Annotated in this window: 15 protein-coding genes and 1 tRNA gene; 7 read left to right on the top strand and 9 right to left on the bottom strand. The window is 71.2% G+C overall.

Annotation, left to right across the window (positions count from 1 at the left end):
• Positions 1–56: 56 nt before the first annotated feature.
• Positions 57–476 (top strand): ArsI/CadI family heavy metal resistance metalloenzyme, encoded by a 420-nt coding sequence (locus AN216_RS22875; protein WP_070198597.1) that lies wholly within the window; start codon positions 57–59, stop codon positions 474–476.
• A gap of 124 nt (positions 477–600) precedes the next feature.
• On the opposite strand, the gene AN216_RS22870 is transcribed toward AN216_RS22875, so the two are convergent.
• The 4 genes from AN216_RS22870 to AN216_RS22855 all read right to left on the bottom strand — a co-directional run bounded on the left by AN216_RS22870 (position 601) and on the right by AN216_RS22855 (position 2,235).
• A tRNA-Ser gene (locus AN216_RS22870) sits at positions 601–685 on the bottom strand.
• A gap of 62 nt (positions 686–747) precedes the next feature.
• Complete coding sequence (gene tadA / locus AN216_RS22865) at positions 748–1,305, bottom strand: tRNA adenosine(34) deaminase TadA (protein ID WP_079166878.1); 558 nt, start codon at positions 1,303–1,305, stop codon at positions 748–750.
• Positions 1,306–1,344: 39 nt separating this feature from the next.
• On the bottom strand, positions 1,345–1,884 hold the full coding sequence (locus AN216_RS22860) for a tRNA adenosine deaminase-associated protein (RefSeq protein WP_070198596.1): 540 nt from the start codon (positions 1,882–1,884) through the stop codon (positions 1,345–1,347).
• Positions 1,885–2,037: 153 nt separating this feature from the next.
• Positions 2,038–2,235 (bottom strand): hypothetical protein, encoded by a 198-nt coding sequence (locus AN216_RS22855; protein WP_070198595.1) that lies wholly within the window; start codon positions 2,233–2,235, stop codon positions 2,038–2,040.
• 93 nt (positions 2,236–2,328) lie between these two features.
• On the opposite strand from AN216_RS22855, the gene upp reads away from it, so the two are divergent.
• Entirely contained in the window at positions 2,329–2,964 is a 636-nt protein-coding gene (gene upp / locus AN216_RS22850) for a uracil phosphoribosyltransferase (protein WP_070198628.1), read from the top strand.
• Positions 2,965–3,056: 92 nt separating this feature from the next.
• Here upp and AN216_RS22845 read toward each other — a convergent pair whose 3' ends face one another.
• From AN216_RS22845 to AN216_RS22835, 3 genes are all read right to left on the bottom strand, one after another.
• Entirely contained in the window at positions 3,057–3,755 is a 699-nt protein-coding gene (locus AN216_RS22845; RefSeq protein WP_070198594.1) for a LytR C-terminal domain-containing protein, read from the bottom strand.
• A 111-nt stretch (positions 3,756–3,866) separates the two neighbouring features.
• Positions 3,867–4,163, bottom strand: coding sequence for a type II toxin-antitoxin system VapB family antitoxin (locus AN216_RS22840; RefSeq protein WP_070198593.1), 297 nt, complete (start codon positions 4,161–4,163; stop codon positions 3,867–3,869).
• Between the two features lie 213 nt (positions 4,164–4,376).
• Positions 4,377–6,008 carry a M28 family peptidase gene (locus AN216_RS22835; protein WP_244502604.1) on the bottom strand — a complete coding sequence of 544 codons (1,632 nt, stop codon included), beginning with the start codon at positions 6,006–6,008 and terminating at the stop codon, positions 4,377–4,379.
• Positions 6,009–6,650: 642 nt separating this feature from the next.
• Here AN216_RS22835 and AN216_RS22830 point away from each other — a divergent pair.
• From AN216_RS22830 to AN216_RS22815, 4 genes are all read left to right on the top strand, one after another.
• Positions 6,651–7,055 (top strand): hypothetical protein, encoded by a 405-nt coding sequence (locus AN216_RS22830; protein WP_070198591.1) that lies wholly within the window; start codon positions 6,651–6,653, stop codon positions 7,053–7,055.
• A gap of 348 nt (positions 7,056–7,403) precedes the next feature.
• On the top strand, positions 7,404–8,927 hold the full coding sequence (locus tag AN216_RS22825; protein WP_070198590.1) for a potassium/proton antiporter: 1,524 nt from the start codon (positions 7,404–7,406) through the stop codon (positions 8,925–8,927).
• A gap of 320 nt (positions 8,928–9,247) precedes the next feature.
• Positions 9,248–9,736 (top strand): cation:proton antiporter regulatory subunit, encoded by a 489-nt coding sequence (locus AN216_RS22820; RefSeq protein ID WP_070198589.1) that lies wholly within the window; start codon positions 9,248–9,250, stop codon positions 9,734–9,736.
• A gap of 4 nt (positions 9,737–9,740) precedes the next feature.
• Positions 9,741–11,132 (top strand): cation:proton antiporter, encoded by a 1,392-nt coding sequence (locus AN216_RS22815; protein ID WP_079166877.1) that lies wholly within the window; start codon positions 9,741–9,743, stop codon positions 11,130–11,132.
• A gap of 46 nt (positions 11,133–11,178) precedes the next feature.
• Here the strand turns inward: AN216_RS22815 and AN216_RS28380 are convergent, their stop codons facing one another.
• On the bottom strand, positions 11,179–12,393 hold the full coding sequence (locus tag AN216_RS28380; RefSeq protein WP_070198588.1) for a hypothetical protein: 1,215 nt from the start codon (positions 12,391–12,393) through the stop codon (positions 11,179–11,181).
• 141 nt (positions 12,394–12,534) lie between these two features.
• Here AN216_RS28380 and AN216_RS28375 point away from each other — a divergent pair, with 141 nt between their 5' ends.
• Positions 12,535–12,738 (top strand): hypothetical protein, encoded by a 204-nt coding sequence (locus AN216_RS28375; RefSeq protein ID WP_070198587.1) that lies wholly within the window; start codon positions 12,535–12,537, stop codon positions 12,736–12,738.
• A 32-nt stretch (positions 12,739–12,770) separates the two neighbouring features.
• Here the strand turns inward: AN216_RS28375 and AN216_RS29825 are convergent, their stop codons facing one another.
• The gene (locus AN216_RS29825; RefSeq protein ID WP_244502603.1) at positions 12,771–13,814 is read right to left on the bottom strand and encodes a hypothetical protein; all 1,044 of its coding nucleotides are present in this window, start codon (positions 13,812–13,814) and stop codon (positions 12,771–12,773) included.
• Positions 13,815–13,885: the final 71 nt, after the last annotated feature.

Here is a 13,885-nt window from a genome sequence, read left to right as displayed (position 1 = left end):
AGAGCGGCAAGCTCGACATTGAAGGATGTCAATACAGCCTGTTTGGGAGGCTTGCCATGTCACGTTTGCAGCTCGCCCTGAACGTTGCCGACCTGGAAGGATCAGTGACCTTCTACTCCAAGCTCTTCGGCGTCGAACCAGCCAAGCGCCGTCCCGGATACGCCAACTTCGCGATCACGGAGCCGCCGCTCAAACTGGTCCTGATCGAAGGTGAGGCGGAACAGGACACGCGGTTGGATCATCTCGGCGTCGAGGTCGAGGAGGACCCGCAGGTCGCCGCCGCCACCCAACGCCTCAAGGAAGCGGGCCTGGCGACTTTCGAGGAGAACGACACCTCCTGCTGCTACGCGCTCCAGGACAAGGTGTGGGTCCACGGCCCGGGGCGGGAACCATGGGAGGTCTACGTCGTGAAGGCCGACGCCGAGGAGATGGGCGAGAGCCCCGCGCTGGCAGGCGATCCCTGCTGTTCCGGTTAGCCGACACCGCCCGACTCGCAGCCGAGACAGCCCGGATCGGGGACCTTGGTCAAGGTCGAAGGCCCAACTGAGACCCACGCGCAGTGGGGTGGGACTCGCGGACGAGTCCCACCCCACTGACCTGCGGTAGCGGTGGGATTTGAACCCACGGAGGGTTGCCCCTCACTCGCTTTCGAGGCGAGCTCCTTCGGCCGCTCGGACACGCTACCGCGAGGAAGCGTATCCCACGGGAAGCCGTGAGTCGAAATCGGTGCCCAGCGGCGGCGGAGCCTCAGCCGTCCCGGTCGCCCGCGCCGCGGAAGAAGTCCGTCAGCAGCCGCCCGCACTCCTCCTCGCGCACCCCGCAGATCACCTCCGGGCGGTGGTTCAGCCGCCGGTCCCGCACCACGTCCCACAGCGATCCCGCAGCCCCCGCCTTGTCGTCGCGGGCGCCGTAGACCACCCGTCGCAGCCGGGCGAGCACTGCGGCCCCCGCGCACATCGTGCACGGCTCCAGCGTGACGAGCAGCGTGCAACCGTGCAGCCGCCAGCCGCCGAGTGCCCGAGCCGCGCCCCGGATGGCCAGCACCTCGGCGTGCGCGGTGGGATCGCCGTTGGCCTCCCGCTCGTTGTGGCCCCGCCCGAGCACCGCGCCGTCCGGCCCGAGCAGCACCGCGCCGACCGGGACGTCGCCGCCCGCCGTGGCACGTACGGCCTCCTCCAGCGCGAGTCCCATCGGGTCCAGCCACGGGTCCCGTACGGGATCGGGCGCCGGGCCGTGCCGACTGGTGCGCCCACCGGGCGGCTCAGCGGCCGGTTCGGAGGGGGTCTCGGGTGCGTGCTCGGTCATCTGTTCCCGGGGTCGAGGGCTGGCCTGTGCGGCGCGCCGCTAACGTACCGCCTCCAGCACGTCCGTACAGCCCAGCGCGTCGGCGATCGAGGAGAGGGCGTCCCCGGAGGTGAGGTTGAGCAGGTCCTTCTCCTCCATGCCCAGGTCGGTCAGCAGCTCCGCGTCGCCCAGCGGGCCGGCCGGCACCGCGCTGGCGTCGTCGGCGTCGGCGTCCGGGCCGTCGTCCTCGTCCGTCGGCTCGCCGTCCTCCGTACCGTCCAGGTCGACCAGTTGGTCGAGCGCGGTCGGGTCGTCCGGCTCGCGGTCGAGCAGTTCGTCGGAGAGCAGGATCTCCCCGTACGAGCTGCGCAGGGCGGCTGCGGCGTCGGAGACGAAGACCCGGGGGTCGTCCTCACCGTCGACGCGAACGACACCGAACCAGGTGCCGTCCTGTTCGATGCAGAGCAGCACCGGCTCGTCCTCGGACGCGGCCTCCCGGGCCAGGTCAGCGAGGTCGGCGAGGGTCTCCACATCATCGAGTTCCGTATCACTCGCTTCCCACCCGTCTTCGGTGCGAGCGAGCAGTGCGGCGAAATACACCGTGACTCTCCCACTGGTTTCCGTGTGTCCGAGTGCCGGCGAGGACCCACGCCCCGCCCTCTTCGAATCGTGGCAGAAACCGGCGCCGCACGGAGCCTCTTGGCGCGTGCGTCGTGCGGGTGTTGTCCCGAACCGGGCCCGTGGTGGCGCGCGTCACCAGCGAAACGTCCGCATTCGTAGCTGCTGCCGCATACGTGCCACTCGGGCGCGGCGCGGCTGTACGCGCTCCCGCAGTTCCTTCGCCTCGCGCAGCTCCCGCAGGAAGCGGGCCCTGCGGCGCAGGCGCTCCGGGTCGACGACGGGACGGCCGTCCCCGGCATCGCGCCCGTCCGTACTCGGCGAATCGGGCATTTGCCACCTCCGGGGACGCGCCTCCACCCTCCCTCGCCGCCGGTCGGGACGCCAGTGCTGATCCGCCATGGGCTCTCCGTTACCGTCGACGCCATGCGCCTTCACGTTGTCGACCACCCGCTGGTCGCGCACAAACTCACGACGCTGCGCGACGCGCGCACGGACTCGCCGACGTTCCGGCGGCTGGCCGACGAGCTGGTGACCCTGCTCGCGTACGAGGCGACGCGTGACGTGCGTACGGATCCGGTGGAGATCAGCACCCCGGTCACGACCACGACCGGGGTACGGCTGTCCCATCCGCGTCCCATGGTGGTGCCCATCCTGCGAGCGGGACTGGGCATGCTGGAGGGCATGGTGCGGCTGTTGCCGACCGCCGAGGTCGGCTTCCTCGGGATGATCCGGGACGAGGACACCCTGCAGCCGTCCACCTACGCGAGCCGGATGCCGGACGACCTCTCCGGGCGCCAGGTGTACGCACTGGACCCGATGCTCGCCACCGGTGGCACGCTGGTCGCGGGCATCCAGGAGCTGATCTCGCGGGGCGCCGACGACGTGACGGCGCTCTGCCTGCTGGCGGCGCCGGAGGGAGTGGCCCTGATGGAGCGGGAGTTGGCGGGTACGCCGGTCACGGTCGTCACGGCGTCCGTGGACAGCCGACTGGACGAGCATGGTTTCATCGTGCCGGGGCTGGGCGACGCGGGCGACCGGATGTACGGCACCGCGGGCTGAGCGTCGGAGGCCGGGTATCGGCCGGTTGGCGTACGGTTCCGCTGGCGGGCGCGCGCCCTCGCTTTGCTGCCGTGGCGGTCCGGCCGCGCGGGTCAGCAGGACCGTGAGGGCCTGGGTGACGGCTGGTCCGGCTCCGTCAGGGCGGCGACGGCTCGCTCGGCGTCCCGCTTCGTGGTGAGCCCGTCGAAGCCGTCACCGATGACCAGGTCGACGTCCTCGTCGTCGCGGTTGTCGCGACGGGTGTCCTCGCCCTCGAGATGGCTGCCCAGGACCTGGAAGCTGCCCTTGATCTGCTTGCCCGTCGCGCCGATGAGCAGGCCGGGCTTCTTGACCTGCTGGTCGAGGGAGGCCGGCGCGTTGGCGACGTCACCGATGGTGAAGCCGCGCTTCTCCAGCTTGTCCGCGGTGTCGGCGGCGAGGCCGCTGCGTTTGGTGGCGTTGAGCACGTTCACGGTGATCTCGTCGGGCTTCGGCAGCCCGCCGCGTTGGGCCGCCGACGCGTCCGCGGCGCCCTGTCCGGCCGCCGCCCCCGCCGTTCCGGAATTCCCCTTGCCGTCCGTCGTGGCGCACTTTCCGTCGTGCTGACCCGCGGCCTGCGCCGAGCCGCCGCCGTTGGCCGAGAAGACGTCGATGAGCTGGAACGTCCCCCAGCTGATCAGGCTCAGCGTGATGACCGTGCCGGCCGAGGCGAAGACGAACCGACGACGGTTGCGCGGCGGGCGCATGCGGGGGTAGCGGTCACCTTTGATCCGGTACTGACCGCCCATGCCGGGGGGAGTGAGCATGCTCATGAGCGCACAGTAATCCGGAGTGGCGGCAATGCCTACTAAATGATCAAAGACCGGCCGGAATGGCCGTCATATTTGGTCCATCCGGGAGTTGGTCGCCGCGCCGGACGCGCTTCAGTCCATCTCCAGCACCCGGGCGTGCAGCACCTGGCGCTGTTGCAGCGCCGCCCGTACGGCGCGGTGGAGCCCGTCCTCGAGGTAGAGATCGCCCTGCCACTTCACGACGTGGGCGAACAGGTCACCGTAGAAGGTCGAGTCCTCGGCCAGCAGGGTCTCCAGATCCAGCTGCCCCTTGGTGGTGACCAGCTGATCAAGACGCACCGGGCGTGGGGCCACGTCCGCCCACTCGCGGGTGTTCCCCCGGCCGTGCTCGGGATACGGCCGCCCGTTTCCGATTCGCTTGAAGATCACACGGAAAGCCTACCGGCCAAGCGGTGTCAGGCGCAGCCGTACCTTCCCGCTGCGCCGATCCGGTCGCGCCGTCGGATCGATACCGGTGCCCGCGCGGACCGTACGGACGGCCGGGCGCCGGGCGATGGCGGGCGACGGATCGGCCCCACCACCGCCCGGCCGGCGGTATCGCACCACCGGGCTATCGGGCTACCCGGCTACCGCGTGATCAGGTCACCGCGTGTTGTGGTGGTGTCCGTGCGGTGCCTCGGTGCTGCCCGCCGTCCGCTCGCTGGCCTGCTTCGGTGCCGGCTGCTGGAGGCCGCTGGTGTCCCAGGCGTACGTGCCCACGGCGTCGGCGATGACGTCGATGTTGGCGTCGAACGCCTTCATGGACAGGTTGTCCAGGTCGTCGCACGCCTGGTGATAGCAGCTGTCGTACGCCTCCCCGGCCTCGCCGCCCCAGAGCCGCTGCTCCTCCTTCGACTTGATGCCCTCCGCCCCGGTGAAGGTGCCGCCGGAGGGGATGCCGACCTCGATGAACGGTCCGTAGTCGGAGCGGCCCGTGAAGTCGGTGCCGCGCGGTTCGTTGCCCTGGGAGCGCATGAACTCGTTGATGTCGCGCTCCAGTTGGGCGGAGCCCTCGGGTCCCGGTCCGGCGCCGACCCCGTCCGAGTCGTCACCGTCGTAGACGAACAGGCCGTGGTTGGGCGAGGCGATCATGTCGAAGTTCAGGTAGAGCGCGATCTGCTCACGCTCCTTCTCGGACAGCTCGGACACGTAGTGCTCTGAGCCGACCAGGCCGACCTCCTCGGCGGTCCACAGCGCGAACCGCACCTTGTTGCCCTGCTCGCCCTCCGGGGCCTGCTTGTCGGCGCGGGCGTACGCCAGCGCGGCCTCGAGGAGTCCGGCCGAACCGGAGGCGTTGTCGTTGCTGCCGGGCCCGCCGGTGACCGAGTCGAGATGCGCGCCGAGCATGACCACGTTGTCCGGGTCACCGCCGGGAGTCTCGGCGATGACGTTCGGGGTGCTGCGCTTCTCCTGGAGCTCGCGAATCTCGAGGTTGACGGTGACCTCGCCCTTCGCGGCCTCGGCGGCGAGGGCCTCGCCGTCCTTCTGGGACACCCCGCCCGTGGGGACGCGGCTCGCGTCGGGGCTGCCGAGGGTGCCGCTCAACTCCCCCTTCTCGTTGTTGTAGATGAGCGCCGCGCTCGCGCCCGCGTCCGCGGCCATGGCCTGCTTCTCGGCGAAGCTGCAGGCACCGCGACGGATCAGCGCGATCTTGCCCTGGTAGTCGCCGTCCGCGTAGTCCGCGGCCTGACAGCCGGTGCTGTCGTCCGGGGGTACGGCGGCGATCGCGGCCTCGGTCCCGCCCTCGGGAGTGCTCTTGGTGTACGTCATGAGGTTCACGGAGACGTCGCGCTCGTTCGGCGTGAGCACCTTCATCCGCTCGGCCAGCGTCTCCCGGTAGGTGAACTCGAAGTCCTGGTAGGTCACGTCGTATCCGGCGAGACGCAGCAGGGTGCCGGCGTACTTGGCGGAGCGCTCGTGGCCCTTCGCGCCGGCCGCGCGGTTGTCGTCGCTGTGGTTCGCGATGGCCTGGAAGACCTTCATGTGCTTCATCGCGCTCTTCGCGTCGGCACGTTCGACCAGTTCCTTGGCCAGGCGCTCGGCGTTTCCGGTGTTCCCGGCCTTTCCGGTGTTTCCGGCGGCACGGGCGTTCCCGGTGTCCGGACCGGCCGTGGCGGGGCCGGCGGAGGCGGCGAGGAGCAGCGGGGTGGCGAGGGCGGTGGCGGCGAGGGCGGCGACGGCCTGGCGTCTGCTGCGTCTTCCGCGGCTGCGTTGTGGGCGAGGTGCGTCGGGCACGTGCGACATCCTTCCGGTGGCGGACAGGAACGCCTAGCGGTGGCAACGGCGTTGATCGGTGGCCGGGTTCGCAGTACGGGTTCGCTGTCCGGGTTGCGGACACGGTGTCTGGACCGTAGTCACCGGGACTTCGGTTGGGAACTCTTCGTACCCGGCTTTCGGGGACGGCCCGCGACGCCGTCGTGCGGTGCCGTCCTTCCAGTGAAGGCCGACCCCGGCCGCCGCGCGAGCGGTGCTGATGCGGTGGAGTGTGCCCGGCACAGCGCGTAGCACCGGTGACCCGTCGGAGGAGCACGACTCCGGAGCGTGTCGTACGAGCCGGGGCGAGGACGTCGGCGGCTGCTTCGCGCGCGGAGACCCGCACGGAAATGCGTGCCTGGGCCGCCCGAATATGGGTGCCAGTCCCCATAGCGGTACTGTCGGCCGGTCGCCCAGAGTGGGGAGCGAGGTTGGCGGCGCGCCGGTCAGCCTTCCACGATCCCGCTGGCCTGACCGCGAGTTGACCTGACGCGCCCGTCCGTGCCCGCGCGCCGATCTGTCGACCCGCTGTCTGGCTGCCGAGGAGACGCCGATGAGTTCGCGCGGCATCGCCCCGGATCCAACCAGCGCTGGCACATACCGACGTGCCGGAAAGGAGGGGTCATGGCACACCACGACGACCGTCTCGACGAACTCGAGGCCGAACTGCGACGTGCCGCCCCCGACCTCTTCCGGGATCTCGAGGCCGACGCCCGAGCACAGGGTCGGATTCCGGAACAGGACGTGGGTGACGACCGGGAAGTGGCCGGTGTGGAAGGTCCACCGGCCACGCCGGTCCCATCGAGTCCTCGGCCCCGCCGCCCCGCTGCCCCCGGCCCCGCTCCTGTCGCGTGGTACGAGCGTCGTGTCGCCTGGGTGCTGCTGGTGCTCGCTCTGCTGGGGCTGGGTTTCGGCATCGCGCTCGGGCAGGGCCTCGTCATCGCGGTCGGTCTCGTGCTGGCCGGGCTCGCAGGCCACCTGTTCGACCGGTGTCACGCGGGGGTTCACAGCGAGCCGCCGAACCACTGACTCCGGCCCGGCCCGCCCTTGCGGGGAGGCCGCGGCGCGCTGCGGTCCGCGCCCCCGAGAGGTACGGCGGCGGGCCCCGAGCCGGCAGGTCCGCGCCGCCGTACGGCAGGGCACTGGCGCGAGCCGGGGCCACGGCAGTCGGGCCCACGCGAGACGACGGCCCGGGGGCAGGGGTCACCGACGGGGGAGCCGCGGCTGTCGGGGGCACTCCCGCGGGAGCCACGGGGCGCGCGGCGGCCGTACGTACCACAGCCTGGTCGCCGTCCTTGACACCCCCCGTCGCCCGCGCGAGCAGCGCACCCCGGAGACTGGGAGCAGCGTTGGCCCGGTCGGTACGGAGGCTCCCCGATGACCCTGCAGCAGCTCTACATCGCGCTGCTCATCGGGGGTGCAGTGCTGCTGGCGAGCATCGCCGCCGCCCGTACGGCCAGCCGGATCGGTCTGCCGAGCCTGCTGCTGTTCCTCGCCGTCGGTGTGGTGCTGGGCGAGGACGTGATCGGCCTGCCCTTCGACGACGCGCAACTCGCCCAGAACCTCGGTACCGCCGCGCTCGCCGTCATCCTGGTCGACGGTGGTCTCAGCACCCCCTGGCAGCAGGTACGCCGTCTGCTGCTGCCGGCGTCCGTGCTGGCCACCGCAGGGGTGGCGATCTCGGTGCTGCTGACCGCCGCGGGTGCCCACCTGTTGCTGGGCATCGACTGGAAGCTGGCGCTGCTGCTGGGCGCGATCGTGTCGTCGACCGACGCCGCCGCGACCTTCGCGGTGCTGCGCGCGCTGCCGCTGCCGAAGAAGACCACGGGTCTGCTGGAGGCCGAGTCAGGCTTCAACGACGCGCCGACGATCATCCTGGTGCTGTTGTTCAGCCAGCCGGACGCGGACCTGTCCAATCCGCTGGCGCTGCTGGGCAACCTGCTCTACCAGCTCGGTCTCGGCGGGGCGCTCGGCCTGCTGATCGGCGGTGCCGGGGTGCTCGCGCTGCGACGTATCGCGTTGCCCGCGACCGGGCTTTACCCGCTGGCCACGGTCGGTTTCGGGATGGTGGCGTTCGCCGCCGCCGGCGCGGCCAACGCGAGCGGCATCATCGCCGCCTACCTCTCCGGGCTGGTGCTGGGGAACTCCGACCTGCCGCACCGGGCGGGCACCCGGTCCTTCGCGGAGGGCGCCGGATGGCTCGCGCAGATCGGGCTGTTCGTGATGCTGGGGCTGCTCGTCTCGCCGAGTGAGCTGCCCTCGGCGGTGCTGCCCGCGATCGTGGTGGGCCTGGTGCTGCTGCTGGTGGCCCGTCCGGTCTCGGTGCTGGTGTGTCTGGCGCCCTTCAAGACCCCGTGGCGGGAGGGGGCGTTCGTCTCCTGGGCGGGGCTGCGCGGCGCGGTGCCGATCGTGCTGGCCACCTATCCCATCGTCTCCGGTATCTCCGGAGGCGGCGACCTGCTGAACATCGTCTTCGTGCTCGTGGTGATCTTCACTCTGGTGCAGGGGCCGCTACTTCCCCTCGCCGCCCGGCTGTTCCGCCTGACGGACCCGGGGGAGCCGCGGGAGGTCCAGGTGGAGACCGCGCCCCTGGACGTGCTCGACGCCGATCTGCTCACGGCCGCCGTACCGGCCGGCTCCCGACTGCACGGAGTGGCGATCTTCGAACTACGGCTGCCGCATCCGACGGTCGTCACCCTGATCGTCCGGGACGGCGCGAGTCTGGTGCCCGACCAGCAGACGGTGCTGCGTACGGGCGACGAGCTGCTGCTGGTCACGACCCCGCGTACGCGGGAGGCGGCGGAGCGGCAACTGCGCGCGGTGGGCCGGCGGGGGAAGTTGGCGCGCTGGTTCGGGGAGCACGGTGACCCGGAGTCGCCACGCCCGGTGACCCGCGTCTGAGCGTGCTCGTGCGTCGTCTCCGGTTGAACCGGATCGATGACCCGTCGCGACGAAATCACAAAAATTATGCCCGGTATTGCGATGTTCTGCGGAAATTTGCCGGAACTGCCGCCAGGTAATGTCACGGTCAAGACAAGGCCGTCGTGTGTACGCAGCGTGGTGGCCCGCACGTGAGAGCCGGTTGATGGAGAGGGGGCGCGATTCCACTGTGCCGTGCGTCCGAGCAAGTGTTGGCGCCATACTCACCGTCGCGGTCCGGACCAGTTACGGCTGAGCGCCGGAACCGCGAACTCGTCGGAACCGTGCACTTGGAGCCTGTCATGGAGCCCACCGCCCACCCGCGTAAGACCAGCCTGCCCGGAGTAGGGGCCCGCTACGACCTGCAGACCGACGCCGGCCACCACCTCTCGGTGGTGGCGCACCAGGACGGCCGGCGGATCGTTTCCTTCCACGACCCGGAGGACGACGACGCCTGCAAGGACGCCGCGCCCCTCGAACCGAACGAGGCGACCGCGCTGGCCAGGCTGCTCGCCCCCGACCCGGTCGCGCACCTCCACCAGCACAACCTGGAGCTGGACCTGGTCACCGAACACATCCCGGTGACCGCCAAGTCGCCCTACAGCGGGCGGACTCTCGGCGACACCCAGGTACGTTCCCGCACCGGCGCGTCCATCGTGGCCGTGCTGCGGCGTACCTCCGCCGAACCGTCCCCCACCCCGGACTTCCGCTTCGCCACCGGCGACGTACTCGTCGTTGTCGGCACCCGCGAGGGCGTGGACGCCGTTGCCGAACTGATCGCCGGAGGATAAGCCCGTGCACGACACCACCGCCATGCTCATCGAACTGGGCGCCGTCATCCTGGGGCTGGGCATACTCGGCCGGTTCGCCGAACGGATCGGCTTCTCGCCGATCCCGCTCTACCTCCTGGCCGGCCTGGCCTTCGGACACGGTGGTCTGCTGCCGATGAGCGCCAGCGAGGAGTTCATCGCGACGGGCGCCGAGATCGGCGTCATCCTGTTGCTGCTCCTGCTGGGGCTGGAGTACAGCGCCTCCGAGCTGGTTCACACGCTCAAGAAGCAATACCCTTCCGGCGCTGTCGACTTCATGCTGAACGCCCTGCCCGGCGCGATCGCTGCGCTGCTCATGGGCTGGGGGGCGGTGGCGGCCGTCGCGCTGGCCGGTGTCACATGGATCTCCTCCTCCGGAGTCATCGCGAAGGTGCTGGGCGATCTCGGCCGGCTCGGCAATCGAGAGACGCCGGTGGTCCTCGGGGTGCTGGTCCTCGAGGACCTGGCCATGGCGATCTACCTGCCGGTGCTGACCGCGCTGCTGGCCGGCGTCAGCCTGGCGGGCGGCAGCCTCACCGTGCTCATCTCGCTGGGCACGGTCGGCGCCGTGTTGTACGTCGCCCTGCGGCACGGTCGCCTCATCAGCAAGGCGGTGTCCTCGGACAACCCGGAGATGCTGCTGCTGGTCGTGCTCGGCCTGACCCTGCTGGTCGCCGGAATCGCCCAGGACCTCCAGGTCTCCGCCGCGGTGGGGGCGTTCCTGGTCGGCATCGCGCTGTCCGGGGAGGTCGCCGAGGGCGCGTTCAACCTCCTGACACCGCTGCGCGACCTGTTCGCGGCGGTGTTCTTCGTCTTCTTCGGGCTGAGCACGGACCCCAGCAAGATCCCGCACGTGCTGCTGCCGGCGCTGATCCTGGCCCTCGTGAGTGTCTGTACGAAGGTCGCGACCGGTTGGTACGCCGCGCGCCGGGCCGGCATCGGCGCCAAGGGCCGCTGGCGGGCGGGCGGCACCCTGGTCGCGCGGGGCGAGTTCTCCATCGTGATCGCCGGCCTGGCCGTCGGGAGCGAGCCCAGGATCGGGCCGTTGGCCACGGCGTACGTACTGATCATGGTCATTCTGGGCCCGCTGACCGCGCGTTGGACACAGCCGATCGCCCAGCGGTTGGGCGGACCGAACGCCGGTGGCGAGGTCTCGCTGCGCAAGCGCGGTGCGAGCGCCGGGAAGGACTCCGGCACGAAGGGCGCTGGTGTGCGGGGCGGTTCGGCGCAGGACGGGAGCTCCGGGGAGACGGTCGCCCGGGAGGGCGCCCGACCCGTTGACTCCGAGGGCGACGTCGGCGACGACGGCGCGGCGAGTGACGGCGGCGACGCCGCCCTCACCGGGCCGGGGGGCGAGAGCGGGGAACCGCACAGCTGACGCGGTGGCACGCCGCCGTGGTGCACGGTGCCGCGCAGGACGGCGGTCACATGCCGCCGCCTCCACCGCCGTCACCACCTCCGGCGCCACCGGAGAACCCGCCCCCGCCACCGCCGGAACCGTCAAGGTCGGTATCGAACAGCCCGCCCCACTCGTCGTGCGCCGCCCCCAGTCCGGAATCCCCAGGGCAGCTGCCGACCCCGGTCCACCACGGCTGGCCCCAGACGTCCCGGGTGGTGTCCCGCAGGCGGTTCTGGGGGGCCAGCCGCACACCGCCGGTGAACCTGCCCAGCCGGAAGGCGACAGCCAGGGCGTGGATCAGCAGTACGTCCTGCGGATCGCAGTCGCCGTACTCGACCGTCGCCAGTGCCAACAGTGGCTCCGGAGCACGCCGCCGGCCCGGCTTGCGGATCGTCGCGATCGGGTGCGTGTCGCGCAGCAGCTCGCTGGATCGCCAACCGGCCTTCCGTAGCAGCCATTCGTGATGCGGAGTGCGCACGGTGAGGGTGCTGGCGATGCTCTGCTGGTCCAGGCGCGGCACCAGGTCAGCGATGTCGAGGTCGACGCTGTCCGGGCCGATCGTGAGCCGCAGTCCTCGGGCGGGGTCGGCCGAACCGGTCACCAGTCCGTACGGCGCGCGGATGCGTACGGGCGACGCCGACGGGTGGGGCGACGCGGGTGGCCCGGGGGACACGGACGAGTCGGGTGAGACAGGCGAGTTGGGTCGTGCGGGCGACTCGGACGAGGACACGGGCACGGCCGCCGCGGGCGTCTCCGGCTCGGTTGGCGCGGACGTGTCCACGGCCCACACGTCGACCCGCTGCGAGAGCCGGTCCACCGCGACGCTGACGAGACCGTGCGGGCCGTGTGCCCAGCGCCGGGCGATCCACAGCGGCACCTCCTCCTCCGCGGCACGCTGAGCGTGCCAGGCGACCGTCTCCGGGCCGCCGGAGGCGCGTACCGCCAACTCGCCCAGCTCCTGCGCGAACACCGCGGGCTGGAGGGGGCGTACGAGGAACGTGGAGCCGGAGATCCTGGTGACCGGGACGGCGCGCGCCATCTCCACGTGCCACAGGGGCTGTTCGGAGCCGGCGCCGCCCAGCCACGAACCACGCAGGTACGCGTCGGCCATCGCGGGCAGGTTCAGCTCGCCAAGTGGCACGCGCTGCCGACCGATTCGCAGGTGTTCCGCGCACAGCCGCACCGGCTTGTCGAACGGGTTACCAGTCGGCTCGTGGTAGAGATACGATCGCGACGCCATCAGCGAGGTCCCTCGTCCGCGGTCCGTTCCTCAGCCGGCACCGTCGTCACCGCCTCCCGTTCCGCTGCCGCGCCGGTGCCACTCTCCCATTCGTCCCGGTCGGCGCCCGGACCGGAATCGCCGCCACGGGAATCCACCCTGGTGAATCACCGCGGGCCCCAGCGCTCCCGCTCCGGGAGGTGCTGGTGGTCCGGCACCTTCGGCGCCTCCTCCGCCCAGCCACTGGCCGCGCTGGTACGCGTCCGCCGGAGCCAGGGGGTTCAGCTTCTGGAGGGAGACGACCTGGGGGCCGACGGGGAGTTCGCGGCCGTCCGGGGTGAGGGCGCGGGTGAGCAGGACGCCTGAACTCTCGCCGTGCACCGGACCGGCCAGGGGCGTCATCCGCCACCACCCCCGCCGTCGCCACCACCCCCGCCGTCGCCACCGCCGCCGTCGCCACCGCCGTCACCACCGCCCCAGCCGTCGCCACCGGCTCCCGGGCCGGAGTCGCCGCCGCAGGAGCCGACTCCGGTGAACCACGGCTGCTCCCACCTGTGCGTAGCGGACAGATGCTGATGGGGGCTGTCGCTGAAGCGCACGGTGCCGGCGTGGCGACCGATGCCGAAGGACACCGCGAGCGCGTGGGCGACCACCTGGTCCACCGGCTGCCCTGGGCCATACGACACCTCGGCCAGCGGCAGCAGCGGCCGCGGGCCCCTCGATCGCGGCGGTTTGGTGATCACGGCGACCCGCTGCTTGTTACGCAGCAACTCCGAACTGTGGCCGTTCCGCATACACAGGAGCCACTCCTGATCGTCCGTCCGCAGGGTGACGACCTTCGGCGAGAACAGCCCGCGTGTGTCGACGACCAGTTGGGCGTGCTGGTCACCGATGGTTATCGCGAGACCTCGGGTGGGATTCTTCCGGTGCAGCGAGAGCCCGGCGGGCGCGCGCAGCCGGACGAGTGGCGCCCGCTCCGACCATACGTCCACCCGCGTGGTCAACCGGTCCACCGTCACGGTGACCGGGCCGTGTGGACCGGGCGCCGTGCGGCGAGCCATCCACAGGGGGACGTCGAGTGCCCGGGCGTACTCCGCGTGCTGCCGGACGGCCTCCGGCCCGCCGCTGTGTCGTACGGCCAACTCGCCCAGCGCGCGGGCGAACTCGGCGGCGCGACGCGGCTTGATCGGCACGGCGGCGCCGGAGACCCGGGTGAGCGGCACGATGCCGCGCTCCGTGCCGAAACTCCGGAGGGGGCGTTCGGCACCGCCTCCGCCCAGCCACTGGCCGCGCAGGTACGCGTCCGCCATGGCCAGGAGATTCAGCTCCACCAGCGGGATCTGCTGGAATCCCACCTGGAGCATCCGTTCGTTCAGCCTCACCAGCCGGGCGAACGGATTGTATGAGCTCTCGTCGTACAACTGGCTTTCCATGATCGTCATTCGCCGTCGCCTCCACTGCCACCTTCGTCTTCGCCACCGGCACGACCGCCCCAGCCGTCACCGCGGTCTCC

It is taken from the genome of Streptomyces oceani, assembly GCF_001751245.1.
Taxonomy (GTDB): domain Bacteria; phylum Actinomycetota; class Actinomycetes; order Streptomycetales; family Streptomycetaceae; genus Streptomyces; species Streptomyces oceani.
This window is presented reverse-complemented; position numbering and strand designations above follow the sequence as displayed.

Bases quoted from the DNA above. Each gene is read 5' to 3' on its own strand.
- AN216_RS22875 (WP_070198597.1), top strand. From the start codon at position 57: ATGTCACGTTTGCAGCTCGCCCTGAACGTTGCCGACCTGGAAGGATCA.
- tadA (WP_079166878.1), bottom strand. From the start codon at position 1,305: ATGACCGAGCACGCACCCGAGACCCCCTCCGAACCGGCCGCTGAGCCG.
- AN216_RS22855 (WP_070198595.1), bottom strand. From the start codon at position 2,235: ATGCCCGATTCGCCGAGTACGGACGGGCGCGATGCCGGGGACGGCCGT.
- upp (WP_070198628.1), top strand. From the start codon at position 2,329: ATGCGCCTTCACGTTGTCGACCACCCGCTGGTCGCGCACAAACTCACG.
- AN216_RS22845 (WP_070198594.1), bottom strand. From the start codon at position 3,755: ATGAGCATGCTCACTCCCCCCGGCATGGGCGGTCAGTACCGGATCAAA.
- AN216_RS22830 (WP_070198591.1), top strand. From the start codon at position 6,651: ATGGCACACCACGACGACCGTCTCGACGAACTCGAGGCCGAACTGCGA.
- AN216_RS22825 (WP_070198590.1), top strand. From the start codon at position 7,404: ATGACCCTGCAGCAGCTCTACATCGCGCTGCTCATCGGGGGTGCAGTG.
- AN216_RS22820 (WP_070198589.1), top strand. From the start codon at position 9,248: ATGGAGCCCACCGCCCACCCGCGTAAGACCAGCCTGCCCGGAGTAGGG.
- AN216_RS28380 (WP_070198588.1), bottom strand. From the start codon at position 12,393: ATGGCGTCGCGATCGTATCTCTACCACGAGCCGACTGGTAACCCGTTC.
- AN216_RS29825 (WP_244502603.1), bottom strand. From the start codon at position 13,814: ATGACGATCATGGAAAGCCAGTTGTACGACGAGAGCTCATACAATCCG.